Genomic DNA, 24,293 nt, shown 5'->3' with positions numbered 1-24,293 from the left:
GGCGAAGACACGATAGCGCCGCTCCGCGTGGAGCTGGTCGATCGCTTCTTCGAAGAACCGCTGGTAGTTCATGTCCGAACTCCTTTTCTGTGGAACGATCGCAGGTGTCGCCGCACCGGTTCCTCGCTCATTTGGCGGGGCTAGACGTAACCCCTTGCGGGAAGGGGCGACCTTGATTCAGGTCAACTTCAGGGGCGAAGGTGTTTTTGCTCAGTTCGATATGAATCGATGCAGCGATCCGCTGCGCAGCACAGAATGCGTCACGCCGCCAAAGGCCATTTCACGGACACGGCTGTGGCCGTAACCGCCCGCAATGATCAGATCAGCCGTAAATCTCTCGACCAATCTGAAGGGCTGCCTACCCGGCAAAGGTCAAAGGGCTTGATCCTGATCAACGACCCCGAGGCGAATGGCATTAGCGTTGCGGCATCTCGCAACGGAGCAGCCGATCATGCACAGCTATCCAGGACCGCCGCGATCCGGCACGCAGCTGCTGCCAATGGCGGAAAATGGCCAGAAGGCGGTTCTTGCCGCCGTGTCACTCCAGGCGCACGCCTTCAAGGCGATGATGCGTTATCAGATCGAAACGCTTGCCTTTCTGAGGCATCGTTGCGAGCAGGATATCAAGCTGGCGGACGATCTCATCGGTGGTCCTGAATTCAATGATGCCTTCGAGGTCGTCTCCACCTTCCTGCAGAATGCGGCCTCGGACTATGTCACCGAAGCCGGCAAGGTTGCGACACTGACGTCCAAGCTTGCATCGGAATCGGCCGGGCTGGTGCGCAAGGAAGCCAGAAACGCGATTGAAGGCATAGCGGCGAGGACAGTCGCTTGAGCGGAATGCGAAGGCTGGCAGCTATGAACACCCGTATGGACAATAGCAGCCGCAGATATTGCGCGTGGATTTCCGTGTTGGTGGCGGTTTGGCTTGGCTGCGCACCGCCAGCCTTGGCAAATAGCACGGTCGAACGCGGCAAGGCATTGGTTGAGTTCAATTGCGCCGGATGCCACGCGGTTGGCAGAACCGACAAGAGCAGCCATCCGGATGCGCCCGCCTTTCGCACCTTGTCGAAGCGCTATCCGATCGCGGATCTCGAGGAAGCTCTCGCGGAAGGCATCTCGACGGGACATCCGGACATGCCTGAGTGGGTTGCGAGCCCTGACCAGATCGAGGCGATCATCGCCTATATCAGCAGCCTGCAGCAACCGTGATCGAGACACCAGCAGAATAGGCACAGCCGGGGTGGATCCGATCAGGAGCGGCAAGAACGACGTCATTCCGACGGCGATCGGGGTGATTCCAGAAAATGATGCAGATCAAAGCGCGGCCCATCGTTTACGGACATCTTGATACGATGTGGAAGCCAATCCTAAACGCTCCGTTTGGTCGCGATCTCGAACTTGCCGTCCTTGACGAGGACGGCGCGCACGCGCTTGTATTTCCCTGCCAAAGGGTGGGGGAGGGTTGGAAGAATGTGACCACCGGCGCGCGTGTCGATATCCGACCGACCCATTGGCGCGATTGGGTGATGGAGAAAACGCTCAACGAGGACGATGGACTTCAGCCTGGCCGATAAGTCTAGGATTTGGACTCCACGATAAGTGCCATGCGCACGAGGTGTGATAGGCTGCCTGCCGCCATCTTGCTCATGACATTGGCCCGGTGGATTTCGACGGTGCGCGGGCTGATGCCCAGATCATATGCGATCGTCTTGTTCGGCAGGCCGGACACCAGCCCATCCAGCACCTGGCGCTCGCGCTCCGACAAGGTGGACAGGCGATCGCGGATATCCGCCGACCGGGGATGCGCCGCATGCGCCTGGTTGCGGTTGGCCAATGCGGAACGGATCGCTTCGATCAGCATCTCGTCATCGAACGGCTTCTCGATGAAGTCGGCGGCTCCCTCCTTCATCGCCTGGACGGCGAGCGCCACATCGGCATGGCCTGTCATGACAATAACCGGAATCGTATGGCCGCCGGCTCTGAGCTGCCGCAGGAACTCGATACCGTCTATACCCGGCATGCGTACGTCGGTGACGATGCAGCCCTCGAGCCTGCCCGTTGCCGTTGACAGAAAAGCGGTGGCCGATTCGTACAGGCGCACCGCAAAATCCGCTGTCGCCAGAAGAAAACCGAGCGACTTGCGAACGTCCACATCGTCGTCGACCACATGCACCAGATCACTATCGGCCATTTGAGACCTCTTCCTTCTCCACGATGCGCAAGGTGAACCGGAAAGCCGTCCCGCCGGTCGGCATTGCCTCGGCCCATATGTGACCGCCATGCGATTCAACGATGGTGCGGCAAATCGAAAGCCCGACGCCCATGCCGTGCTTCTTGGTGGTCACAAAGGGCTGGAAGAGTTGCGCCGAGACCTCCGGGGCAAGGCCTGGGCCAGTATCGATCACGCTCACTTCGGCCATTCCATCATCGCGGGCGACAGTTGTGACCTTCAATTCGCGGCGCGGCGAGCCTTGCATTGCCTCTACGGCATTGCGCATCAGGTTGAGCAGAACCTGCTGGATCTGGATGCGATCGGTCAACACCAGTTCGGCGGCACGGTCGAGCTTGTAGCTGACGAGGACGTTTATCTCCCGTGCTCCGACCAGTGCCAGGGACGAAGCTTCCTCGATCAGCGTCGGCAGTCGTTCGACCTGGCGCTCGCTTTCGCCTCTTGCAACGAAATCCCTCAGATGCCTGATGACGTTTCCCGCCCTCAGGGCCTGCTCGGCGGCTTTATCCACGGCATCCCGCAGCATTGGCGCATTTTCTTCCTTGCTGTTCTCGAGAAGTCGCCGGCTGCCTTTCAAATAGTTCGTGATCGCCGTAAGCGGCTGGTTGATCTCATGGGCCAAGGTCGAAGCCATTTCGCCGAGAGCGGTAAACCGCGCCATATGGAGAAGCTCCTGCTGCTGCTCCTGGATTCTCGCTTCCGCCCGGTGGCGTTCGGTCAGGTCGCGGCAGAAGCCCGTGAAGAAGCGTCCGGTTCCCGGGTGCATCTCGCCGACGGAAAGCTCCATCGGGAAAGTCGTGCCGTCCTTGCGTGCCCCGGTAACGGTGCGGCCGAGCCCGATGATCCGACGCTCTCCTGTCGTCAAATAGCGAAGCAGATAGGCATCATGCTCGTCGCGATAGGGCGAGGGCATCAGCAGATTGACGTTTTGCCCGATGACCTCGCTTGACTGGTAGCCGAACAGCGTTTCGGCAGCGGTGCTGAAGGACTGGATCCGCCCCTGTTCGTCGATGACGACCATGGCGTCGGGCACAGTGGCCAGGATCGAACGCAAATGATCCTCACGCAACCGAAGGGCGGCGTTGGCAAAGGAGAGTTCGCTGACATCCGTGCCTTCAATGAAGATCGCGGTGATCCGCCCGTCATCGCCCTTGATCGGCTGATAGACGAAATCAAGGATGCGCTCTTCGATCGGCCCGTCTTCATGGTTGCGGAGGCCGACCTTCACACCTTGTCCCCTGTAGGGCACGCCGGTCTTGTGCACCTGATCCAGATGTTCGAAAAATTCGTGTCCCTCAAGTTCCGGAAAGGCATCGCGGATGGACTTTCCAATGACTTGCCGGTGTCCAATAAGCCTTTGGTAGGCCGCATTGGTCAGTTCGAAGACATGGTCTGGTCCTTGCAGCAGCGCCATGAAGCCCGGGGCCTGCTCGAACATCTGCGACAAGACGGATTTCAGCATCGTCCCGTCGGCCGACAAAATAAGCGCTTCGTCTTGGCTCACCTGCTGACGCCCCTGGATTCGAAAGACTTGCCGAAGGCGTAGTTATCACTTCTCGCCACACACGCAAAACGGATCGGGGCTTCCGCGTGGAATGCCAGCGTCGGGCCATTTGATGCGCATCAAGGTGCCGGGCGCCCGCGAATGCAATTCATCGCGCATTCCTGCGTTTCAGAAAAGAGGCCGGCAATGTGCTACAAGTCGATCATCGTAAACCTTGCGGTGGATGCACCTCCCGCACCGATCGTAAACGTTGGGGTCGAACTGGCGGAACGGTTTGGAGCCCGTCTCATCGGTCTGGCGGCAGCGGATGTTCCGCCCCTGGTCGCGACTGGCCAGGGCATGGTCTACGAAGGCGAGATCATGCAGATCCAACGGACGGAAATCGAAAAGCGGCTTGCAGAACTGCGAGCCGAGTTCGAAAGGCTGGTTCCGGCTTCGATCTTCAGCGAATGGGGGCAAGCTGTTTGCAGCCCGACCCGGTTCCTCTGTGTTTCCGCCAGAGCGGCCGACCTCGTCGTTACCGGCCAGGCAGGAGACAATGTGTTTCGCGCCGTGGATGTCGGCAGCCTGACACTGGGCACCGGGCGTCCGGTCCTGGTCGCCGCAACCAACGTCGAGCACGTCCTTGCAAAAACCGTTCTTGTCGCGTGGAAGGACACCAGGGAGGCGCGGCGGGCGATGGCTGATGCGTTGCCTTTCCTGGCCAAAGCCAGCGAAGTCGTGATTGCCACGATTGACACCGACCGCGACGAAAGCATTCGCGACAGCCTCGCCGATGTCGCGGTCTTTCTCGAGCACCATGGCATCAAGGCGCGAACCGAGCTGATCGCCGGTGAGGCTGATGGCGACCGGTTGCTGACATTCGCACGCTCGATCCATACGGACCTCATCGTCTCGGGCGCCTATGGCCATAGTCGCTTGCGGGAATGGGCGTTCGGCGGCGTTACCCGCACGCTGATCGAAGCGAGCGGCATCAACCGCTTCATGTCGTATTGATGATAGGCGAGGCTGACCAGCAATCCGTCTCACCAGAGGACGGTGCCTATTGGTCGATCGAGACCAATGACCTCCTGCTACGCCTTGAGACCTCAGTCTCGGGGCTTGCTTCGTCCGAGGCGGCATCGAGGCTCGCAAAATTCGGCCGAAACACACCCGCGTCGACGTCAAGCGCGTCGGCCTTGGCAGTGTTTGCCCGCCAGTTCCGCAGCCCGCTGGTCCTAATCCTCATTTTCGCGGCCTGCGTATCGGCCTTCGTCGGGGATGGCCAGGAGGCTTCGATCATCGGCGCGATCGTGCTGGCAAGCTGCGTCCTGAGCTTCACCCAAGAGTACGGTGCGTCGCGGGCGACCGAAGCACTGAAACAGCGTATTTCGCGCAAGGCTATTGTGTTGCGCGACGGCGCCGAGTGCTCGGTCGCCGCCGACGACATCGTGCCGGGCGACGTGATCCGGCTTTCGGCCGGAAACCTCATCCCTGTCGACGGTATCATTCTGGAAGCGCGCGATTTCAATGTCAGCGAGGCCGTGCTGACCGGCGAGACCTTTCCCGCCGTGAAGACACCGGGACGCTCGGCGCCGGATGCCGCGCTCACGCTGCGCACCAACGCGGTCTTTACGGGAACATCCGTCCGTAGCGGCACCGCAACCGTGCTTGCAGCAGCAACCGGCCCCCGCACGGAATTTGCGTCGATCGCCGCGGCCCTGGAGCGACAAATCCCCGAAACAGGGTTTGCCCGGGGCATCAGGCTGTTCGGCTATCTGATGACTGAGATCATGCTGGCGATTGTCATTCTGGTGTTCTTCGCCAACCTGATGCTGCATCGGCCGCTCATTGAATCGCTGCTGTTTTCGCTGGCACTGGCGGTTGGTCTTACGCCCGAACTTCTCCCGGCCATCATCAGCGTGACGCTGGCTCGAGGGGCTCGCGCGATGGCAGTCAATGGCGTCATCGTGCGCCGTCTCGATGCCATCGAGAACCTGGGCAGCATGGATTTGTTGTGCACCGACAAAACGGGGACGCTGACTGAAGGCGTTATCCATCTGGATGGATGGCTCGATGTCGACGGCAATCCATCAACCGATATCCTGCTCTGGGGACGTCTCAACGCGACCCTGCAGACCGGACTGAAGAATCCACTGGACGAAGCAATCGCCGGTGCGCCAGGCGAGGGCGCATCATTGGCGGCCTTCACGAAAGTCGACGAAATCCCCTACGATTTCATTCGCAAGCGACTATCGGTCGTGGTGCGGAACAAGGACGCCCAGGATCTTCTGATTACCAAAGGTGCCGTACAAAATGTCCTCGAAACCTGCAGCTTCGTCCGAACAGCCAAGGGGCTGGAACCTCTCAATGAAATGGACCGGGCGGCAATCGAGGAAAAATTCCGACGCTGGAGCGCGGACGGCTACCGCGTTCTGGGCTTGGCAATCCGTCGGTTTGAGCGCCAGAAAACGTTCAGCAGGAAAGACGAGATCGATCTCGCCTTCGCGGGCTTCCTGCTTTTCCTCGACCCGCCAAAGAGAGGCGTCAAGGAGACGCTTGCCGAACTCGCCCAGCGCGGCATCGCGGTAAAGGTCATTTCTGGCGACAACCGTTACGTTGCCGCGCATCTCGCCCAGGCGATCGGCTTGCGGGCCGACAGGATCATGACCGGCGAGGAGCTTTCGAAATTGACGAAGAGCGCGCTCTTCGCAGGCGTGCAGCACACCGACCTCTTCGTCGAGATCGACCCCAACCAGAAGGAGCGCATCGTTCAGGCGTTGCGGAGCAGGGGCCGTGTCGTTGGTTACCTGGGCGACGGCATCAATGATGCGCCCGCCCTTCATGAGGCAGACATAGGCATCTCGGTCGACAGCGCCGTCGATGTCGCGCGCGAGGCGGCCGATATCATCCTTCTCAAGCAGGATCTCGGCGTGCTGGTGCGCGGCGTCGACGATGGCCGCAAGACCTTCGCGAACACGATGAAGTACATTTCCATCACCACCAGCGCCAATTTCGGCAACATGATCAGCATGGCTGTCGCCTCACTGTTCCTGCCTTTCCTGCCGCTTCTGGCCAAGCAGATCCTGCTCAACAATTTCCTTTCCGACGTTCCTTCACTCGCCATTGCAAGTGACAACGTCGATCCCGACCAACTGCACAGACCTCGCCACTGGGATATCCGTTTTGTGCGGCGGTTCATGATTAGCTTTGGCTTGGTCAGTTCGCTGTTCGACTTCGCGACCTTCGCATTCCTTCTGTTCTTCGCGCATGCCACGGAGGCCGCATTCCAGACCGCCTGGTTTGTCGAGTCGTTGCTGACGGAGCTTGCCATCGTGCTCATTGTGCGCACGCACAGGGCTTTCTGGGCGAGCCGTCCAAGCCCGTTGCTTGCCTGGCTTACATTGGCTGTCGGGATTATCGCGATCATGATCCCCTATCTGCCGTTTGCGGCCTGGTTCGGCTTCGTGCCCTTGCCTCTGCCCGTACTTGCCGGACTTGTCGCAATTACCGCGCTCTATCTACTCGCCTCGGAGGCGACCAAGCGCTGGTTTTTCGGACAAGAGAGTCGGGCCCGCAAGAAGTTGCTTGCCCGTCAGCGGTCCTTTCTCGATCGCCTTGTGGCCAAGGTTTAGCGCCATGCTCCCTGTTGGGGGCTCAGGGATCGGCAACGATGCCGCCTGTTGATCGAGATCAACGCCGCCTGCCGCCAACATGCCAATGATGGCCACTAGGCAGGAGTGATCACCATGACCTTTCTCGATTACCTGATTTCAATTGATGCCAGAACCACCTTGATGGACCGCATGATGCGGAAGCTGGGCGTCGACAGACAATTGAAGGTCGTGGCAGACCATACCGCCGTCACCAACCGGGCGGTGGACCGCTGCCAATCCTGCGGGCACCAGGACGAATGCTCGGTTTGGCTCGACGAACATCAGCAAGCCGATAACCCGCCAGACTATTGCCGCAACAGCGACCTGATCGCTCGGTTGCGGCATGCGGCCGGTCAACGGTAATCATTCGAATACTCAGCCTGGACGATGTCGTGCTGTCCGTGTTTTTAACGAGAGTCAACGCAAGCCACGTGTTGCAGTTGATAGGTTTACGTTCCACCGGGTGTGGCTTTTGCTGGGGCGGCGCTTCTGCGGAGGCAAAACACTGGCAGAAAAAGTTGCGGGCGCGGCGCTTATTGCCTTTGCCCTGTTGCTCCTTCGACCATTGATACCCATGGTCGCGCCCTAGGCGCGACGAAGCCTTGGGCGAGGACTGGCAACACAGAGGGCAATGGTGCCTTGCTGCGGATCAATGTCAGCTCCGCTACGAAACAAGGACGACCGACACGGGATCGGCGCAGAAGAGATTGTCCTTGACTGCATTGACGCCGGCGACGTTTTCGGCGGCGACTATTGCTGCCTGGCGCTCGCGTTCGTCGAAGATGGCGCCGCTCAGTGTCACCACGCCCTTGTCCACCATCACGTTGATCAAATCGTTGCCAGCCCATTTCTGCCTCGCAAGCTCGGTAGCGATGTTCTGCCGAATCTGTTCGTCATCGATGACCGTAGCGCCTCCATCCGGAAGGACGCCGAGCAATGCCCGCAGAAGATCAGAGCGGGTGATGATGCCAACGACTTTCCCAGCTTCTACGACGGGAATGCGTTTGACATGGTGACGCGTCATGAGCTCGACGACTTTCGCGAGTGATGCCGCAGGGGATGCCGTCACGACATCCTGCGACATCACCTCTTCAACCCGTCGACCATTGGCGCGGACATATTCGTCGGCGGCCTTTCCTGGGCTGACGAGAAATTCCAGCCAGCGCGAGCGCTTGCGCTCCGTACCCAGTTCCCCGCGTCGCAGGAAATCGCCCTCGCTGACGATCCCCACCATCCTGCCGTCGTTGCGAATGACGGGGAGGCCGCTGAGCTTTTTGGAGAGCATCAACCCGGCGGCCTCGGCGATCGATGCGGACGGATCTATGCCGACGACTGGCTTGCTCATTATGGCTTCGGCTTGCATGTTCGCTCTCCGGAGTTTCTCCAACGTCCGGCTTCTTTAGCTTTCATATGCACGAAGCGCCTTGATCTGAATCATTTGTCGGTGGAGGCAAATGGTCCAAGGCTGGAGCCGTGAATGACAGGGCGCGAACCGGTCGACCAGCTATCGCGGTCTTGGCGACGTTCACGCCAAGTTCGTAGACAAGCAGTCCACCGTGGTAGGCCGTCGCAGTGACCAGAAATGCACCGCAAATTTCGATCAGAGGAATGGCGATCGTTACAACCCGCGTGTCACGGTTCCGCGTCCAAAGCCAAGGCGCACAACCAGGCCGCGCTTGTGGCATTGCTGCGATCAAAGCCGGCCGGCACGTGGTTCACATCCCAAAGCGTGCTACTTGGTCTTTGGAGATTGTGGACTCGATCTTCGACACGAAGTCCTCCACCAGAAGCGAATTGGCATAGGCCGTGACATGATCGCCGTCGAAGAACAACGGGTGTCCGTTCCTGAATGCCGAACATGTAACTTGTGGGCACAGCGTAGGCAAAGGGTCCCAGACGTGAACATTCGGCACAGCCGCTGATATCTCAGCGTAGCCCTTCAAAATTGGTGATCGAAGATTTTCTATCAGCTTTCGATCGATGTCGAATCCGTTGGTACAGGACGGGTTCATTGAATTGAACCAATCACTGCATCGAAATGCCGGGGCCCTGAAGATTGGCTTTGGGCCTTCGAAAACAATCGACAGTCCCGCCTTGGAGAGGGGGGTAAGTTGATCGATAGCGTTCTTGACGGCTTGTTCCCTCTGCTGCTCGCTGCTCTGCGGGCTGCTGTCGGGGCCAGAAGCCCATTGAAGGCTAAGTCGAGTCAGCCGGAGCGAGGGCAGGAACAGCAGGTCGCGAGGCTTGGCAAGCTTGGCTATGTAGGCCGCACCGGCAGCCGTGGCATGAGCGCACGTCGGCTCAGTGTCGTGGCGAAGATCCAAGCTGACAAACGGGCAACCGGCGGTCGACACCACCACTGTTCGGATACCGGTTTCGAGCGTGAAGCGCTTCAGGAGAGGAATGTAGGCTCCCGCGTGAGAGTCGCCCAGCACGAACATGGTCTCGCTACGCCCTTCGGCCGGGCACCCACCTTTGGTGAAGAACAGCGCTTCTTCCACAGTTTCCGTGACGACGGCGCAACCAGGAGACTGGGGAGAGGTGTCTGGTGAGGTCGCATACCATTCGCCTCGATTCCTCATGACCGTGCTCAAGGCGATTTCATATCGATTGTCGCGCATCAGTTTGAAGCTAAAAAATGCAGCAGCGATGACAGCCAGAAAGAGGGCGACAACGGCTATGTCGGGGGCGGTTCTCAGAAGCCGCATTCGACGCGTCGGTGTTTCGATCCAGAAATACGAGCCGAGGCTGAACGCCACGGCGACCAGCAACGCCGCCAATTTTGTGGCGGTGGTTTCGGTGCCCATCGTCCATCTTGCGATCACGAAGACTGGCCAATGCCACAGGTAGAGAGAATAAGAGATCCATCCGACGAACCTGACGGGCTTTATTTCCAACACCGCAAAGTGTGGCGCACGGTCGCTTCCCAGGTAGTAGAGGCATCCGATCAAGACTGTTGTGCAGGCAACCGCAGCGATGTTCTCAAGCCCTTCGGAGCCCTGGCCAAAGTCGAGCGCGAACGTTGCCACGAGTCCTATCAGCGCGGTCGTGGCTGCAAGATTGCAATGCCTTTCGAAGCCCGTCCGTTCCCCTATCCGGCTGACAAGCTGAAAGCACAATATGCCGCATGCCAACTGCCAAAAGCGAGCATGGGGCATATAGAAGGCCTGAAGCGGTTTCGCATCCAGTAGATGAAGCCATATCGCCACCGACGCGACGGCGAGCGCACCGTATACAAGCGCCGAGAATCTCTTCCCGCGCGGTCCCATGACCCAAGGAAAGAACAGCAGCGGGAAGACGACGTAGAATTGTTCCTCAACCCCAAGAGACCACGTGTGGGTGAATGGGTTAAACTCGGTCACGGGTGAAAAATAGTCGGTTCCCTTGGCCAGGAAGATGTTGCTCAGGCCGACGAAGGCCGAAGAAGCGGTTTTGCTGATTGATGTGCTCAGCCATGCGTCCGGAACAAACAGAAAGGTGGCGAGTGCACTGACCAATAAGCACAGCAACAGGGCCGGCATGATTCTTGTGAATCGGCGCGCATAGAATTCCAAGACAAAATGAAAAGCGGACTGGCCGCGGTAGCGCCTCGACACGGTATAGCTGACGACGAAACCAGAAATTACGAAGAAAACATCAACCCCTAAAAAACCATTGGGGAAGCGGTCGCCATACAGATGGTAGAACACTACTGACAGGATCGCGATGGCCCGGAGCCCGTCAAGGAAAGCCAGATAGTCCTTCGACGAGCGTTCCGACGTCGAACCAAAATTATCGGCCATTGGACGAAACACACGTTCTTGTAGGTAAGAAATCCGATCGGATAACGTTCCGGTTAAGGCCAGCCAGACGCCAGTTGAAGCGCGGCAGCCTGAACCTGCGGGCAATTACAGGATGTGCCGATCATGGGAAAGGCCGGACACAGGATTTGTTTCGTTCGAGGGCGTTGTGGGGCCGGTCCGTGGCTTTCGGCTGCAACCGAATGTCGCGAGGGAGGACATTCGCCTCGCTCGCAGGCCTCCGCAGCGCGTTGCGACCGACCGTTCAGCCGTTCCGCGACAAATGTACGTCCAGGACGGCAGCCTTCTTGGCGATCAGGCCTTCCAGATCCGCGTCCGATCGCTTGGTGCCGGTTCGTTCGCGCAGCAACGAGATCACTGCGCTCATTGAAAGCGGAGTAATTTGGGAAAGCGGGGAGTTTTGGGAAATCGGGGCGGTCTGGGTGGCCAGAATGGCATCCACCGCGCCGGCAACATCGGGAGTCTCCCTTGGTGCTCGCATGGTCGGTTCCTTTCTGCTCAGGTCGGCCACGGTGCCATCGGTCGGTGCTCTGACGCCACGATCGAAGACGACCGCAAGGCCGTTCTTGACGGCGACGGCGGCGACCATATCGTCGAGCTTACGGTCGGAGAGGGCTGGGTCCGCGGGTTTCAGGATCTTGCGGATCACCCTGGCGGCCAGATCCGTCGACACGAAGTCATAACTCCGTTTTCTGGCCTCGACATATTGTTCGATGATCATCCTCAGGCGGCGGGCTGCAATGTCCCTGGGTTCCTGCACATCCTTGGGTTCCACCGGAGCCTCCCTGGCCTGCCGTGCGCGCAAATTCGGCGGCCAAAAGGAAATAGGGCGGCTTGATCGGACATCAAACGTCCTTCGATCATTTCGTCGCACCCGCCAATGGGCCGGAACGATCCCGCGGCTGAAGCATTTCGTTCCATGACCAGCGCATTGAGGGAAGGCCGGGCCATGAAGATCGCTCATGTCGCGCCGCTGTACGAATCCGTTCCGCCAAGGCTCTATGGCGGCACCGAGCGCATCATCTCCTACCTGACCGAAGCCCTCGTCGACCTCGGCCACGACGTGACGCTGTTCGCCAGCGGCGACACGAAGACCTCCGCCAAACTCGTGCCATGCCGCGAGCGGGCGCTTCGTCTCGATCCGCGCCCGCTGAAGTCCGAGATCGCGGCGCATCTGTCGATGCTCGACCAGGTGAGGAAACGCGCCGACGATTTTGACGTAATTCATTTCCACCTCAGCCATTTCCTGCATTTCCCGTTTTTCCACGACATGCCGCAGCGCACGGTGACGACGCCGCATGGCAGGCTGGATTACGCGGATCTCGCGCAGGCCTATGACCGGTTCCCACGCTTCCCGATGGTTTCCATATCGCGCAGCCAGCGGGCGCGGTTTGCGTCTGCCAACTGGCTTGCCACGATCCATCACGGCCTGCCCGTCGATCTCTACGAACCCGATTTCGAGGCAGGTTCGGGTGGCGGCTATCTTGCCTTTCTCGGCAGGATGTCGCGCGACAAGCGGCCGGACCGGGCGATCGACATCGCCCGCCGCACCGGGCTGAAACTCAAGCTAGCGGCCAAGATCGGCGATGGCGACCGCGCCTATTTCGAGGAAGTCGTGCAACCGATGATCGATGGCGACCGGGTCGAATATGTCGGCGAAATCGGCGAGGACCAGAAGAGCAGGTTTCTTGGCAATGCTGCCGCCCTGCTGTTTCCGATCGATTGGCCCGAACCCTTCGGCCTTGCCGTGATCGAAGCCATGGCCTGTGGAACTCCGGTCATGGCCTGGAGTTGCGGCGCCATGCCCGAAATCGTCGACTATGGGGTTACCGGCTTCGTCGTCGAGACCATCGAGGATGCGGTCGCCACGATGCCGGCTCTCCTGCAGCTCGACAGGCGGCGCATAAGGGCGGTGTTCGAAAGGCGGTTTTCAGCCGACAGAATGGCCAGGGACTACGTCGAGGCTTATTCCCGGCTGCGCAACGGCCATGAGCAAAGCAGAGCTTCGTAGGCCTTCACCCGTCCGAAAAACCCAGCACGGGACAATCCTGTTGACCATCACCCAACTCGACGAGCGCAAGCTTGATCCTGCCATAGCTCTGGCTTCCCTGGACGAAACCGCGCCGAGGGAGCCGCATCGGCTGTTCGCCCTCAAGCATGGCGATTGCTTTGCCGTAGCCGATGCCTATGGCGACATACGCGGTGTCGGCGATGGGTTCTTCCGCGACGACACGCGCGTGCTCTCCGAATTTCGCCTCACCGTCGGCGGGCGGTCGACGTCGTTGCTGGGCGCGTCGCTCAGCCAGGACAACGTGCTCTTCACCACCAACCTCACCAATCTGCCGATCGAGAGCGCCGCTGGCCGCCAGATTCCGCAAGGCGCTATGCATATCGAGCGCGTGCGGCTGTTGTGGGAGGAAAGGCTGTATGAGCGCATAACACTGTCCAACTACAGCCGCGAGCATTCGACGATCCTGCTATCGCTGCGTTTTGCCGCCGATTTCCGCGACATGTTCGAGGTCCGCGGTTCGACCCGCTCGAAGCGTGGAACCGCCCATACGGCCGAGATCACAGGGAATGCGGTCGTGCTTCGCTACGAAGGCCTGGACAAGGTCGTGCGGACATCGGCGATTTCCTTCTCACAGACGCCCGATCAACTGACTTCCGAGCGCGCCGATTTCGTCATCGCCGTCACCAAGCGCAGCAGCCAGACGCTTTATGTGGAAGTGGGCAACGCGACGGACGATCGCCCCGAAAGCCGCCGGTTTCGCGCGGCTGCCGCCCGCGCTCGCTTCGGCATGCGCGCCAAGCGCCGGCATGGCGCGACGCTGCACAGTTCCGGCCGCGTCTTCAACGACTGGATGGAGCGGGCGCGCGCCGATGTCGCGCTGCTCACCACGGAACTGGCGACCGGGCCCTATCCCTATGCCGGCATTCCCTGGTTCTCCACAGCCTTCGGCCGGGATGGCGTGATCTCCGCCTTGCAGATGCTTTGGCTCAATCCCGGCCTGGCGCGCGGCGTCCTGGCGTTTCTCGCTCAGCACCAGGCGACCGAAACCTCTCCGTTCAGCGATTCCGAACCTGGCAAGATCATGCACGAGACCCGCAAGGGCGAGATGGTGGCGCTGAGCGAGTTGCCGTTCGGCCGCTATTATGGCGGCGTCGACACGACGCCGCTCTATATCCATCTTGCCTGCGCCTATGCTGACCGCACGGGCGACACGGCCTTCCTTGATACGCTGTGGCCCTCACTGTGCGCCGCGGCCGAATGGATCGAAACGGCGAGCCGTTCGACTGGATTCCTCACCTACCAGCGCGCCGCGGAATCCGGCCTTGCCAACCAGGGATGGAAGGACAGTTTCGATTCCGTCTTCCACGCCGATGGCCGCATCCCGAAGGGGCCGATCGCGCTGGTCGAGGTGCAGGGCTACGTCTTTGCAGCGTTCCAGGGGTTGGCGAAGCTGGCACGGCTGCGTGGCGAGGCGGAACGCGCCGAGAGCTGGGAAATACGCGCCGACGCCATTCGCCAAGCAGTCGAGCGCCATTTCTGGATGGAAGACCTCGGCTACTATGCGCTCGCGCTGGACGGCGATGGTCAACCTTGCAAGGTGCGCACGTCCAATGCCGGTCACCTGCTCTATGTCGGCCTTCCCGACCCGGATCGCGCGCGCATGGTCGCCGACCAGCTGCTGTCGGCCTCGTTTCATTCCGGCTGGGGGCTGCGGACGCTGGCGGACGATGCGATCTTCTTCAATCCGATGTCCTATCACAACGGCTCCATCTGGCCGCACGATACAGCGATCTGCGCTGCCGGACTGGCACGGTACGGCAGCCGCGACAGCGTCGTGCGGCTGATGAGCGGCACCTTCGAATCCGCCGTCCATTTCAACATGCGGTTACCGGAACTGTTTTGCGGTTTCACGCGCGCGGCCGGCGAAGCGCCGATCGCCTATCCGGTGGCTTGCCTGCCGCAAGCCTGGTCCGCCGGCTCGGCCTTCATGCTCATGCAATCGTGCCTCGGCCTGCAGATCGACGGCTGGACAGGCGAGATCCATGTGACCCGGCCGCGCCTGCCGATCGGCATCGACAACCTCGTCATCCGCCATCTTTCGGTGGGGCAGGCGGCAGTGGATCTGACGTTCCAGCGCGTGGGAGATCGCGTCGGCGCCTTCCTTGCCGAACCGCATGAGGGGCTGGTGCCACTCGTGGTCAGGAGCTGAAAAATCGGAACCATCCTGCACCGTGAGCGTTGGACCACCACGCCATGGGATGCCGAAACTCCAGTCCATAAAGCCGCAGCAGTATCCCATTGAAAGGTAATCGATTTCAATGCCCGACAACAGTTCGTATCTAGTCGTTCCCGTATTCGCATTGTGGCTCTTTGTTGTTGCAGCCCTCGGCGTCCTGGTTATTGTGCTGGTGACGATGGTGTTGCGGGCGCGCAAGGGCGGCAGGTTGGCCGCTGCGGAGGTTGACCCTGCTCGCGGCCCATTGCCGGAATTCGCGAAGAACGGGCAGTCGGCGGCCGCGGCACTGGTACAGTGGTCGCCCGAAACGCTGCGTCACATCCTGGCGACCGAACTTCCCGATGCCCAGGTGATCGTCGTCTCAAACCGCGAGCCGTATATCCACAACCGCGAGGGCGACGACATCCAACTGGTCGTACCCGCGAGCGGGCTCGTCTCGGCCCTGGAGCCGATCACGCGCGCCTGTGCGGGCACGTGGATCGCCTATGGCGGCGGTTCGGCCGACAAGCTGGTGGTCGACAAGAACGATCGGATCGAGGTGCCGCCGGACAATCCTTCCTACACGCTGCGCCGTGTCTGGCTGAGCGAGGAAGAACAGCAAGGCTATTATCTCGGCTTTGCCAATGAAGGACTCTGGCCGCTGTGCCATATCGCCTTCACCCGGCCGATATTCCGCGCCTCGGATTGGGAGGCCTACGAGGCGGTCAACCGCAAATTCGCCGACACCGTCATCGCGGAAGCCCGCAACGAGCGGCCGATCGTGCTGGTCCAGGATTATCATTTCGCGCTGCTGCCGCGAATGATCCGTGAGCGTCTGCCGGAGGCGATCATCATCACCTTCTGGCATATCCCGTGGCCGAATTCCGAAGTGTTCAGCATCTGCCCATGGCGCGAGAGGATTCTCGAGGGCCTGCTCGGCAGTTCGATCGTCGGTTTCCACACCCAGTTCCATTGCAACAACTTCATCGACAGCGTCGACCGTTTCCTGGAAAGCCGGATCGAGCGCGAGGATTCGGCCATTTCCTATGGTGGCCAGATCAGCCTGGTCCATGCCTATCCTATCTCAATCGAATGGCCGCCGGCGCAACTGGGCAAACTGCCTGACGTGGCGCAGTGCCGCCGGCAGGTTCAGGAGAAATTCGGCCTGGCCGAAGATGTCAAACTGTGCGTGGGCGTTGAACGTCTCGACTACACCAAAGGCATCCTCGATCGCTTCAACGCACTTGATGAACTGCTGACGCTTCATCCCGAATGGATCGGCAAGGTGGCGTTCCTGCAGATCGCCGCGCCCAGCCGGGGCACCTTGCCAGCCTATCAGCAACTCTACGAGGAGTGCCTGCGCCATGCCGAGGATCTCAACCGGCGCTATGGTCGCGACGGCTACACACCCGTGCTGATGATAACGGAACATCACTCGCAGCAGCAGGTCTACGAAATCTACCGTGCCGCCGACGTTTGCATGGTCACCAGCCTGCATGACGGCATGAACCTGGTCGCCAAGGAGTTTGTCGCGGCGCGCGAGGACGAACAGGGCGTGCTGCTGCTCAGCATGTTCGCCGGCGCCTCCAAGGAGCTTCTGGACGCACTGATCGTCAATCCCTATGACGCGGCGATGATGGGCGATGCCTTGCTGCAGGCCTTGACCATGTCGCCGGAAGAGCAAAGCCAGCGCATGCGACGCATGCGCGAAATCGTGCGCGACAACAATGTCTATCGGTGGGCGGGCAGCATGCTTCTCGATGCGGCGCGCTTGCGCAAGCGCGACGCCGTCGATCGCGCCGTTGCCACCGCTCCAACGGCCCCAGGCAATGTGATATCGCTGCTCGATCGCAGACGCGTGGCGGCGCTATGATGTCGATCTCGCCGAACCTCGCCGTGCCTGTCGTTCCGCAAGGGCCATGGAGCCTGTTCCTCGATATCGATGGCACGCTTCTCGAACATGCCGCGCATCCCGATGCGGTGGTCGTCGGTGACGAATTGCGCACGCTGCTGGTGCGGCTCGAAGCGCAATTGGATGGAGCGCTGGCGTTCATCACGGGACGGTCGATCGCTGCCGTCGACCATCTCTTCCAGCCTCTCAGATTGCGCGCCGCGGGGCTTTATGGCCTCGAGCACAGGCTGGCGCGCGATGGTCCGGTCGAGGCGGCCGACGAACCGGCTGATATTGCCGCGCTCGCCAACGAAATCGCTACGGAACTGGACAATGCGGATGTCTATATCGAGCGCAAGGGACCAATCCTGGCCATTCATACGCGCGCGGCACCGCATCTGCTGCAGCGAGCGACCGAGTTGGTCGAACAGGCACTGGACAGATTGCCTGCGGGATATCGGATCCTGGCCGGAAATGCCGGTGTGGAACTGATGCCGCTGGAGGCGGCGAAGGGAGCGGCCATCCGGCGCTTCCTGCAAGTTCCGGCCTTCAGGGGACGGCGCCCGGTGTTCCTTGGGGACGATACATCCGACGAGAACGGGTTCGAGACCGTCAACGAATTGGACGGCATTTCGGTTCGCATAAAGCCGCAGGGATCGACAGCGGCGCCTTTTTCGCTGGCTGGCGTGGATGCGGCCCTGGCCTGGCTGGACGAGATGAGCAGACGCGAGACCGCGAAAGCGGCGACGCTTGCCGCAACGTCCAAATGAACCAGACTCCCTAATTGCCTGTTCACGCGCATGGAAGAAGTTGCAATGACCCAACTGACCAGCCTCATCGAGGAAATCATGCCCGTCTGGCTCCAGCGGCAATCCAAGACGAACAGCCGAGATCGCCAGGCGACAGCTGAGCCGCTGCGTCCCGAAGATGCGGACGCAGTCTGGCGCAAGGCCGTCGAAAACGATCTGTTTGGAGCCAACACGCCGGATTATGCCGACACCGGGGAGAAGAAGCCTAACCGTCATTGACGGCTGTGCTCAGCCTTCCCCGAAAATCAGCGAAACATTACCGCCGGCATGGCGTTCGAGCCGGCCGGCGAGGTCGAGTTCCAGCAGAACCATGAAGACCTGGGCCGGGTGAAGGCCGGTGTGGCGGATGATCTCGTCGACCGGCACCGGTGTCGGGCCTAGCGCTTCGATGACCTTGGCGCGGTCGCTCTCGCCGGGTGGCGGTGTGGCCGAAAAGTCGGGCGGGTCCTCGAACGGTGGCACAGCAGGCGCCCGCATGCCGGTCAGCGGCGCGATCGCCCTGGAAATGTCCGATGCCTCGGTGACCAGCGTGGCGCCGTCCTTGAGCAGGCCGTTGGTGCCTGCGGCGCGCGGATCGAGCGGGGAGCCCGGCACGGCAAAAACCAGCCGGCCCATTTCGCCGGCAAGCCTGGCGCTGATCAGCGAGCCCGAACGCTGGGCGGCCTCGACCACCACCAGCCCGAGGGCCGCGCCAGCGACAAGACGGTTGCGGCGTGGAAAATCCTGGGCGCGCGGCTGCCAGCCGAATGGCATTTCGGAGATGATGGCGCCACGCTCGGCGATTTCCGCGCACAGGCCGGCATTTTCGGGCGGGTAGGGCAGGTCGAGGCCTCCGGCCAGCACACCGACCGTGCCGGTTTGCAGGCTGCCCTGATGCGCCGCCGTGTCGATGCCGCGCGCCAACCCCGAGATAATGCCATAACCGTCGCCGCCAAGCTCGGCCGCCAACATGCGCGCCATCTTGATGCCGGCAAGCGATGCGTTGCGGGCGCCGACGATGGCAACGCCGGGTAGGCGGAAGACAGCGGCATTGCCCTTGACCGCCAGAAGGGGTGGAGGATTGTCCATGCTTCTCAGCAGCGGGGGATAGTCGGGCTCGCCGATACCGACAAAACGCGCGCCTGCCCGGCGGGCTGCCTCGAGTTCGGCCTCGGCCTCGGCGATTGACGGAATGCGGGCGATCCGGCTGGCGCCGCCCGAAATCATCAGTTCCGGCAGGATTTCCAGCGCCACTTCGGCCGACCCGAAGCGGTTGATCAGGTCGCGAAAGGAGGCGGGGCCGACATTCTGGGTGCGGATCAGCCGCAGCCAGCTCAGCCGCTGCCGGTCGCTGAGGCGCGGCCCGGCGGCCGTCTCGCTCATCCCTTGGCTCCGATCTTGCCCTCGGTGCCGGCAAGCAGCCGCGAAATGTTCGCCCTGTGCTTGATAAAGACGATGATGCTCATCACCACGAACAGAACGGCAATCTGCGGTGCGCTCATAAAGTAGAGGGCTATCGGCACGACGACGGCCGCTGCAAGTGCCGCAAGCGACGAGTAACGGAACAGGAATGCCATCGCCAGCCAGATGACGGCGAAGATCAGCGCTACCTGCCAGGCAAGGCCGATCAGCACCCCGAGATAGGTCGCGACGCCCTTGCCGCCCTTGAAGCCAAGCCAGACCGGGAAGAGATGCCCGAGAAAGGCGCCGAGGCCGGCCCAGACCGCCGTTTCCGGCGCGAAATGGCCTGATATCACCACGGCGGCGGTGCCCTTCAGCGCATCGAGCAGCAAGGTCGCGGCGGCCAGGCCCTTGTTGCCGGTGCGCAGCACGTTGGTGGCGCCGATATTGCCGGAGCCGATCTTGCGCACATCACCAAGGCCGGCGGCGCGGGTCAGCAGCAGCCCGAAGGGAATCGAGCCTAAGAGGTAGCCGAATACCAGCGCCAGGATCAGGCCGTAAGTCATTGTTTCCCCCCGCTTTTCCCCCAACTAAACCCGATCGGGCGCGACGCCCGTTGCCGGTCTATGCCGAGAACACTGTGCGGCCCGCCACCAGCGTTTGCAAGACCTTGCCTTGCAGGCGGGCGCCTTCGAAGCAGGTGTTCTTCGAGCGCGACCGGATGCCGCCTTCGCTGACGATCCATGGATCGTCGAGATCGACGAGCGCGAGGTCGGCGACTGAGCCCGGCTTCAGCGTGCCGCCGGGCAGTCCGAACAGCCTTGCCGGCGCGGTGGACAGCGCTTCGACCAGCCGCAGCAAGGGCACGTCGCCATTGTGGTAGAGCCGCAAGGCGGCACCCAGCAGCGTCTCCAGCCCGATGGCGCCGGCCGCGGCATCGGCGAAGGGCAGGCGCTTGGTGTCGACATCCTGCGGATCGTGCGAGGAGACGATGATGTCGACCGTGCCGTCCCTGACCGCCTCGATCATCGCCAGCCGGTCTTCCTCGGCGCGCAATGGCGGCGTCAGGCGGAAGAAGGTGCGGTACTCACCGACATCGTTTTCATTGAGCGACAGGTTGTGGATCGACACGCCTGATGTCACATCAGCTCCATCGGCTTTGGCGCGCGTCACGGCGTTTGCGGCCATCGCCGTCGAAATCTTGGCCGCGTGATAGGAGCCGCGCGTCAGTCGCGCCAAAGCCAGATCGCGCTCGAGCGGGATCGATTCGGCTTCACGCGGAATGCCGGAAAGGCCGAGCCAACTGGCGTAGAGACCTTCATTCATCACGCCGGACGAACCGAGATCTGCATCCTGCGTCTCGTGCACGATGGTGGCGCCGAAATCGCGGGCATAGGTGAGCGCCCGGCGCATCACCAGCGAACTGGCGATGGTGTGGCGGCCATCGGTGAAGGCGACGGCGCCGGCCTCGCGCAGCAGGCCGAACTCGGTCATCTCGCGGCCGTCGAGCCCCTTGGTGATCGCCGCCGCCGGGAAGATGTTGACGATCGCCGTGTCCTTGGCGGTGCGCAGCACGAACTCGACCAGCGCGACATTGTCGATCACCGGATCGGTGTCAGGCATCATGACGACGGAAGTCACGCCGCCGGCGGCTGCGGCGACGCTTGCCGAGGCGATGGTTTCGCGATGTTCGCCGCCCGGCTCGCCGATAAAGACGCGGCCATCGATCAGTCCGGGAATGATCGCCTTGCCGGCGCAATCGATTGTCGTGGCGCCATCGGGCGCGCCCTGGTTCAACGCCGCTTTGCCGGCGGCAACGATCTTGCGGCCCTCGACGATGACGGAGCCGACTTCGTCGAGGCCGCGCGAGGGGTCGACGATGCGGGCGCGTTCAAAGACTGTCGTGCTCATGCGCCGCGACCCTCTTGATTGCGGCCCTCTTGGTTGCGACGGGGGTCGAGCAGTGCTTCCATCACCGCCATGCGCACGGCGACGCCCATCTCCACCTGCTCCTGGATCACGCTTTGCGGGCCGTCGGCTATTTCCGAGGCGATTTCGACGCCGCGGTTCATCGGGCCGGGATGCATCACCAGCGCGTCGTCCTTGGCGGCTTTCAGCTTTTCGGCGTCGAGGCCGAAATAGCGGAAATATTCGCGCACCGAAGGCACGAAGGCGCCTTCCATGCGCTCGCGCTGCAGGCGCAGCATCATCACCACGTCGGCGTCCTTGAGGCCTTCGGCCATCGAGCGCGTGACGATAACGCCCATCTTCTCGATGCCGGACGGCAGCAGCGTCGAAGGCGCCACCACGCGCACCTGCGCGCCAAGCGCGTTGAGCAGCATGATGTTGGAGCGCGCCACGCGCGAATGCAGGATGTCACCGCAGATCGCCACGATCAATTTCGACAGCGGCCCCTTGGCGCGGCGGATGGTCAGCGCATCGAGCAGCGCCTGGGTCGGGTGTTCATGCGCGCCGTCGCCGGCATTGACCACCGAGCAGCCGACTTTCTGCGCCAGCAGGGCGGCAGCACCCGCCGACTGGTGGCGGATGATCAAGATATCGGGCCGCATGGCGTTCAGCGTCATCGCCGTGTCGATGAGCGTTTCGCCCTTCTTCACCGAAGAACTCGCCACCGACATGTTCATGACATCGGCGCCGAGCCGCTTTCCAGCCAGCTCGAACGAGGACTGCGTGCGGGTCGAGGCCTCGTAGAAGAGATTGATCTGGGTGCGGCCGCGCAGCGTCGAGGTCTTTTTCTCGGACTGCCGCGAAATCGCGACGGCCCGATCAGCCCGGTCGAGCAACAGCTCGATGTCGGCGGGCGAAAGATCGCTGATGCCTAGAAGATGGCGGTGAGGGTAGAGTGGCAGGGACGAAGCGTCGGTCATCTCAAGGCGCTGCTATAGGGTGCGGATTTTGCGCCCGCAAGCACCAGCTTTGGATTGGCGCCTTTCTCCCCGGTATTTTCGTCGCGCACGCGGCAACGCTTGGCTATATCTAGCCGGTGGCCCCGGATTCGAGGCTTTCCGACGATAGGGACGAATTGTGACCGACGACGTGACGAACCAGCCGCCGCCGCTGACGGGCGGCAACGCCTGGCGAGGCGATCCGTTGCTGATCCAGCTTGCCGAGCGCTTTTCCGACCCGGTGCGCAAGGACCTCGACGGTCTCGGCCGTTTCGTCCTGACGCAGGAGGCGCAGGAGCTGGCGCGCCTGGCCAATGTCGAGACGCCGAAGCTCAGGACCCATGACCGCCAGGGACGGCGCATCGACCTCGTCGAGTTCCACCCCGCCTACCACGCCTTGATGCGCCGCTCGGTGGCGAACGGGTTGCATTCCTCGGTCTGGGAAAATGGCGACGCGGAGATCGGCCGCCGCCACCAGGTGCGCGCCGCCCGTTTCTACCTGACCGCCGAACTCGAGACCGGGCATCTCTGCCCCATCACCATGACCAGCGCCTCACTGGCGGCGTTGATGGCCAGCCCAAAGCTGTTTCGCGAATGGGCGCCGCGCGTGACGACGCGCAAATACGACCAGAGCCAGAAGCCGCCGGTCGAGAAGACCGGGCTGACGCTCGGCATGGGCATGACCGAAAAACAGGGCGGCACGGATGTGCGCGCCAATGTGACGAGGGCCGAGCGCGCCGGCAGCGGCTTCTATCGCCTGACCGGCCACAAATGGTTCATGTCGGCACCGATGTCGGACGCCTTCCTGGTGCTGGCGCAGGCGCCGGAGGGATTGTCGTGCTTCCTCGTGCCGCGCGTTCTCGGCGACGGGTCGGGCAACGGCTTCCGATTCCAGCGGCTGAAGGACAAGCTCGGCAACCGCTCCAACGCCTCTTCCGAGGTCGAGTTCGTCAACGCCATCGGCGAGATGGTCGGCGAGCCCGGCGCCGGCGTGAAGACGATCATGGACATGGTGACCTTGACCCGGCTCGATTGCGCCGTGGCGTCCTCGGCGATCATGCGGGCAGGGCTGGCGGAAGCGGTTCATCATGCCCGCCATCGCCAGGTGTTCGGCTCCACCTTGATCGAACAGCCGCTGATGCAGCGCGTGCTGGCCGACATGGCGCTGGATGTTGCCGCCGCAACCGCTCTGTCGTTCCGGCTGGCGCGCTCGTTCGACGAGGCGGCGAGCGATCGCGGCGAAGCGGCGTTTGCCCGCGCCATGACACCGGTCGTCAAATACTGGGTGTGCAAGATCGCGCCGCCGCTGCTCTATGAGGCGATGGAGTGTCTAGGCGGCAATGGCTATGTCGAGGAGGCGCCGCTCGCCCGCTATTATCGCGAAGCGCCTGTCAACGCGATCTGGGAAGGGTCGGGCAATGTCATGGCGCTCGACGTGCTGCGCGTGCTCGGGCGCGCGCCCGGCCTGTTCGAAGAGGTGCTGGCCGGTATCGACCGCGACCTCGGGGCCGGTGGGCGCGGCACGATCGGCGTGTTGAAGGCGGCGATGCAGGTGGCATCGACCGACGAGGGCTCGGCACGGCTGCTGACCGAACAGCTGGCTTTGTCGGCCGCCGCGGCGGAGCTGCGCCGGCTGGGGGCAGGGCGGATTGCCGATGCCTTCGTCGAGACCCGCCTGGCCGGCCAGTGGCGAAACACCTACGGCATGATCGATTCGCGCCATGACGCGCGCATGATCATCGACACGCTCTACCCGCCGGTGACCTGAGCCGAGAGCGGCCGCATCGCCCGATTCTTCGATGAGTTGAGCGCATCTGAGAACAGTGGGTGCGTCCTGTGGATCGCCGTTAACCTTAACAAATGGTTTCCATTGCGGCGGCGGGCGGCAAAGCCCACTGTCATTCCTGCC

The 24,293-nt window shown here is 61.9% G+C and carries 21 protein-coding genes; 12 read left to right on the top strand and 9 right to left on the bottom strand.

Annotation, left to right across the window (positions count from 1 at the left end; translation table 11 throughout):
* The first annotated feature begins 451 nt into the window (after positions 1 to 451).
* From FJV83_RS33730 to FJV83_RS33720, 3 genes are all read left to right on the top strand, one after another.
* Positions 452 to 835 (top strand): phasin family protein, encoded by a 384-nt coding sequence (locus tag FJV83_RS33730; RefSeq protein WP_246691952.1) that lies wholly within the window; start codon positions 452 to 454, stop codon positions 833 to 835.
* Positions 836 to 840: 5 nt separating this feature from the next.
* Complete coding sequence (locus FJV83_RS33725) at positions 841 to 1,212, top strand: cytochrome c (protein WP_245433489.1); 372 nt, start codon at positions 841 to 843, stop codon at positions 1,210 to 1,212.
* A 95-nt stretch (positions 1,213 to 1,307) separates the two neighbouring features.
* Positions 1,308 to 1,577: a hypothetical protein gene (locus tag FJV83_RS33720; RefSeq protein WP_245438067.1), complete on the top strand. Its 270-nt coding sequence runs from the start codon at positions 1,308 to 1,310 to the stop codon at positions 1,575 to 1,577.
* Between the two features lie 2 nt (positions 1,578 to 1,579).
* Here FJV83_RS33720 and fixJ read toward each other — a convergent pair whose 3' ends face one another.
* Positions 1,580 to 2,194 carry a response regulator FixJ gene (gene fixJ / locus FJV83_RS33715; protein ID WP_095788842.1) on the bottom strand — a complete coding sequence of 205 codons (615 nt, stop codon included), beginning with the start codon at positions 2,192 to 2,194 and terminating at the stop codon, positions 1,580 to 1,582.
* Positions 2,184 to 3,737 (bottom strand): PAS domain S-box protein, encoded by a 1,554-nt coding sequence (locus FJV83_RS33710; protein WP_142887058.1) that lies wholly within the window; start codon positions 3,735 to 3,737, stop codon positions 2,184 to 2,186. The genes fixJ and FJV83_RS33710 overlap by 11 nt, the downstream gene beginning before the upstream one ends.
* A gap of 186 nt (positions 3,738 to 3,923) precedes the next feature.
* Between FJV83_RS33710 and FJV83_RS33705 the strand changes: the two genes are divergently transcribed.
* The 3 genes from FJV83_RS33705 to FJV83_RS33695 all read left to right on the top strand — a co-directional run bounded on the left by FJV83_RS33705 (position 3,924) and on the right by FJV83_RS33695 (position 7,735).
* A complete protein-coding gene (locus FJV83_RS33705) occupies positions 3,924 to 4,733 on the top strand; it encodes a universal stress protein (RefSeq protein ID WP_179295969.1) in 810 nt (269 codons plus the stop codon).
* Positions 4,664 to 7,351: a magnesium-translocating P-type ATPase gene (gene mgtA, locus FJV83_RS33700; protein ID WP_142887057.1), complete on the top strand. Its 2,688-nt coding sequence runs from the start codon at positions 4,664 to 4,666 to the stop codon at positions 7,349 to 7,351. The genes FJV83_RS33705 and mgtA overlap by 70 nt, the downstream gene beginning before the upstream one ends.
* Positions 7,352 to 7,465: 114 nt before the next feature.
* Positions 7,466 to 7,735 (top strand): DUF6455 family protein, encoded by a 270-nt coding sequence (locus tag FJV83_RS33695; protein WP_095774464.1) that lies wholly within the window; start codon positions 7,466 to 7,468, stop codon positions 7,733 to 7,735.
* A 301-nt stretch (positions 7,736 to 8,036) separates the two neighbouring features.
* On the opposite strand, the gene FJV83_RS33685 is transcribed toward FJV83_RS33695, so the two are convergent.
* The 3 genes from FJV83_RS33685 to FJV83_RS33670 form a co-directional block, all read right to left on the bottom strand.
* Positions 8,037 to 8,735 (bottom strand): CBS domain-containing protein, encoded by a 699-nt coding sequence (locus tag FJV83_RS33685; protein ID WP_142876800.1) that lies wholly within the window; start codon positions 8,733 to 8,735, stop codon positions 8,037 to 8,039.
* 352 nt (positions 8,736 to 9,087) lie between these two features.
* The gene (locus FJV83_RS33675; RefSeq protein ID WP_142887054.1) at positions 9,088 to 11,154 is read right to left on the bottom strand and encodes an acyltransferase family protein; all 2,067 of its coding nucleotides are present in this window, start codon (positions 11,152 to 11,154) and stop codon (positions 9,088 to 9,090) included.
* A 262-nt stretch (positions 11,155 to 11,416) separates the two neighbouring features.
* The gene (locus FJV83_RS33670; protein ID WP_246688973.1) at positions 11,417 to 11,947 is read right to left on the bottom strand and encodes a hypothetical protein; all 531 of its coding nucleotides are present in this window, start codon (positions 11,945 to 11,947) and stop codon (positions 11,417 to 11,419) included.
* A 174-nt stretch (positions 11,948 to 12,121) separates the two neighbouring features.
* On the opposite strand from FJV83_RS33670, the gene FJV83_RS33665 reads away from it, so the two are divergent.
* The 5 genes from FJV83_RS33665 to FJV83_RS33645 all read left to right on the top strand — a co-directional run bounded on the left by FJV83_RS33665 (position 12,122) and on the right by FJV83_RS33645 (position 18,317).
* A complete protein-coding gene (locus FJV83_RS33665; RefSeq protein ID WP_142887053.1) occupies positions 12,122 to 13,183 on the top strand; it encodes a glycosyltransferase family 4 protein in 1,062 nt (353 codons plus the stop codon).
* Positions 13,184 to 13,229: 46 nt separating this feature from the next.
* Entirely contained in the window at positions 13,230 to 15,392 is a 2,163-nt protein-coding gene (locus FJV83_RS33660) for an amylo-alpha-1,6-glucosidase (RefSeq protein ID WP_095788863.1), read from the top strand.
* 109 nt (positions 15,393 to 15,501) lie between these two features.
* On the top strand, positions 15,502 to 17,271 hold the full coding sequence (locus tag FJV83_RS33655; RefSeq protein WP_142887052.1) for a trehalose-6-phosphate synthase: 1,770 nt from the start codon (positions 15,502 to 15,504) through the stop codon (positions 17,269 to 17,271).
* Positions 17,268 to 18,059 carry a trehalose-phosphatase gene (otsB, locus tag FJV83_RS33650; RefSeq protein WP_095774306.1) on the top strand — a complete coding sequence of 264 codons (792 nt, stop codon included), beginning with the start codon at positions 17,268 to 17,270 and terminating at the stop codon, positions 18,057 to 18,059. The genes FJV83_RS33655 and otsB overlap by 4 nt, the downstream gene beginning before the upstream one ends.
* A 45-nt stretch (positions 18,060 to 18,104) precedes the next feature.
* A complete protein-coding gene (locus tag FJV83_RS33645) occupies positions 18,105 to 18,317 on the top strand; it encodes a hypothetical protein (protein ID WP_142887051.1) in 213 nt (70 codons plus the stop codon).
* Positions 18,318 to 18,326: 9 nt separating this feature from the next.
* Here FJV83_RS33645 and dprA read toward each other — a convergent pair whose 3' ends face one another.
* The 4 genes from dprA to FJV83_RS33625 are packed head-to-tail and all read right to left on the bottom strand — an operon-like array spanning position 18,327 to position 22,366.
* On the bottom strand, positions 18,327 to 19,460 hold the full coding sequence (gene dprA / locus FJV83_RS33640; RefSeq protein WP_142887050.1) for a DNA-processing protein DprA: 1,134 nt from the start codon (positions 19,458 to 19,460) through the stop codon (positions 18,327 to 18,329).
* Positions 19,457 to 20,044, bottom strand: coding sequence for a glycerol-3-phosphate 1-O-acyltransferase PlsY (gene plsY, locus FJV83_RS33635; RefSeq protein ID WP_095774308.1), 588 nt, complete (start codon positions 20,042 to 20,044; stop codon positions 19,457 to 19,459). Before plsY ends, dprA begins: the two co-directional genes overlap by 4 nt.
* Before the next feature lie 58 nt (positions 20,045 to 20,102).
* Positions 20,103 to 21,389: a dihydroorotase gene (locus FJV83_RS33630; RefSeq protein ID WP_142887048.1), complete on the bottom strand. Its 1,287-nt coding sequence runs from the start codon at positions 21,387 to 21,389 to the stop codon at positions 20,103 to 20,105.
* A complete protein-coding gene (locus tag FJV83_RS33625) occupies positions 21,386 to 22,366 on the bottom strand; it encodes an aspartate carbamoyltransferase catalytic subunit (RefSeq protein WP_019858236.1) in 981 nt (326 codons plus the stop codon). Before FJV83_RS33625 ends, FJV83_RS33630 begins: the two co-directional genes overlap by 4 nt.
* A 157-nt stretch (positions 22,367 to 22,523) precedes the next feature.
* Between FJV83_RS33625 and FJV83_RS33620 the strand changes: the two genes are divergently transcribed.
* Positions 22,524 to 24,152: a DNA alkylation response protein gene (locus tag FJV83_RS33620; RefSeq protein WP_095774310.1), complete on the top strand. Its 1,629-nt coding sequence runs from the start codon at positions 22,524 to 22,526 to the stop codon at positions 24,150 to 24,152.
* Positions 24,153 to 24,293 lie beyond the last annotated feature (141 nt).

The organism is Mesorhizobium sp. WSM4307 (genome assembly GCF_007003945.1).
Lineage (GTDB): Bacteria > Pseudomonadota > Alphaproteobacteria > Rhizobiales > Rhizobiaceae > Mesorhizobium.
Note: the sequence above shows the minus strand (reverse complement) of the source record. Positions and strands in the feature narration are given on the sequence as shown.

Excerpts from the sequence above, each read along its gene's own strand:
- dprA (WP_142887050.1), bottom strand. The coding sequence starts at position 19,460 with ATGAGCGAGACGGCCGCCGGGCCGCGCCTCAGCGACCGGCAGCGGCTG.
- mgtA (WP_142887057.1), top strand. The coding sequence starts at position 4,664 with ATGGGCGTTCGGCGGCGTTACCCGCACGCTGATCGAAGCGAGCGGCAT.
- FJV83_RS33720 (WP_245438067.1), top strand. The coding sequence starts at position 1,308 with ATGATGCAGATCAAAGCGCGGCCCATCGTTTACGGACATCTTGATACG.
- FJV83_RS33725 (WP_245433489.1), top strand. The coding sequence starts at position 841 with ATGCGAAGGCTGGCAGCTATGAACACCCGTATGGACAATAGCAGCCGC.
- FJV83_RS33630 (WP_142887048.1), bottom strand. The coding sequence starts at position 21,389 with ATGAGCACGACAGTCTTTGAACGCGCCCGCATCGTCGACCCCTCGCGC.
- FJV83_RS33665 (WP_142887053.1), top strand. The coding sequence starts at position 12,122 with ATGAAGATCGCTCATGTCGCGCCGCTGTACGAATCCGTTCCGCCAAGG.
- FJV83_RS33675 (WP_142887054.1), bottom strand. The coding sequence starts at position 11,154 with ATGGCCGATAATTTTGGTTCGACGTCGGAACGCTCGTCGAAGGACTAT.
- FJV83_RS33655 (WP_142887052.1), top strand. The coding sequence starts at position 15,502 with ATGCCCGACAACAGTTCGTATCTAGTCGTTCCCGTATTCGCATTGTGG.
- fixJ (WP_095788842.1), bottom strand. The coding sequence starts at position 2,194 with ATGGCCGATAGTGATCTGGTGCATGTGGTCGACGACGATGTGGACGTT.
- FJV83_RS33685 (WP_142876800.1), bottom strand. The coding sequence starts at position 8,735 with ATGCAAGCCGAAGCCATAATGAGCAAGCCAGTCGTCGGCATAGATCCG.
- FJV83_RS33730 (WP_246691952.1), top strand. The coding sequence starts at position 452 with ATGCACAGCTATCCAGGACCGCCGCGATCCGGCACGCAGCTGCTGCCA.
- FJV83_RS33645 (WP_142887051.1), top strand. The coding sequence starts at position 18,105 with ATGACCCAACTGACCAGCCTCATCGAGGAAATCATGCCCGTCTGGCTC.
- plsY (WP_095774308.1), bottom strand. The coding sequence starts at position 20,044 with ATGACTTACGGCCTGATCCTGGCGCTGGTATTCGGCTACCTCTTAGGC.
- otsB (WP_095774306.1), top strand. The coding sequence starts at position 17,268 with ATGATGTCGATCTCGCCGAACCTCGCCGTGCCTGTCGTTCCGCAAGGG.
- FJV83_RS33705 (WP_179295969.1), top strand. The coding sequence starts at position 3,924 with ATGTGCTACAAGTCGATCATCGTAAACCTTGCGGTGGATGCACCTCCC.
- FJV83_RS33695 (WP_095774464.1), top strand. The coding sequence starts at position 7,466 with ATGACCTTTCTCGATTACCTGATTTCAATTGATGCCAGAACCACCTTG.
- FJV83_RS33625 (WP_019858236.1), bottom strand. The coding sequence starts at position 22,366 with ATGACCGACGCTTCGTCCCTGCCACTCTACCCTCACCGCCATCTTCTA.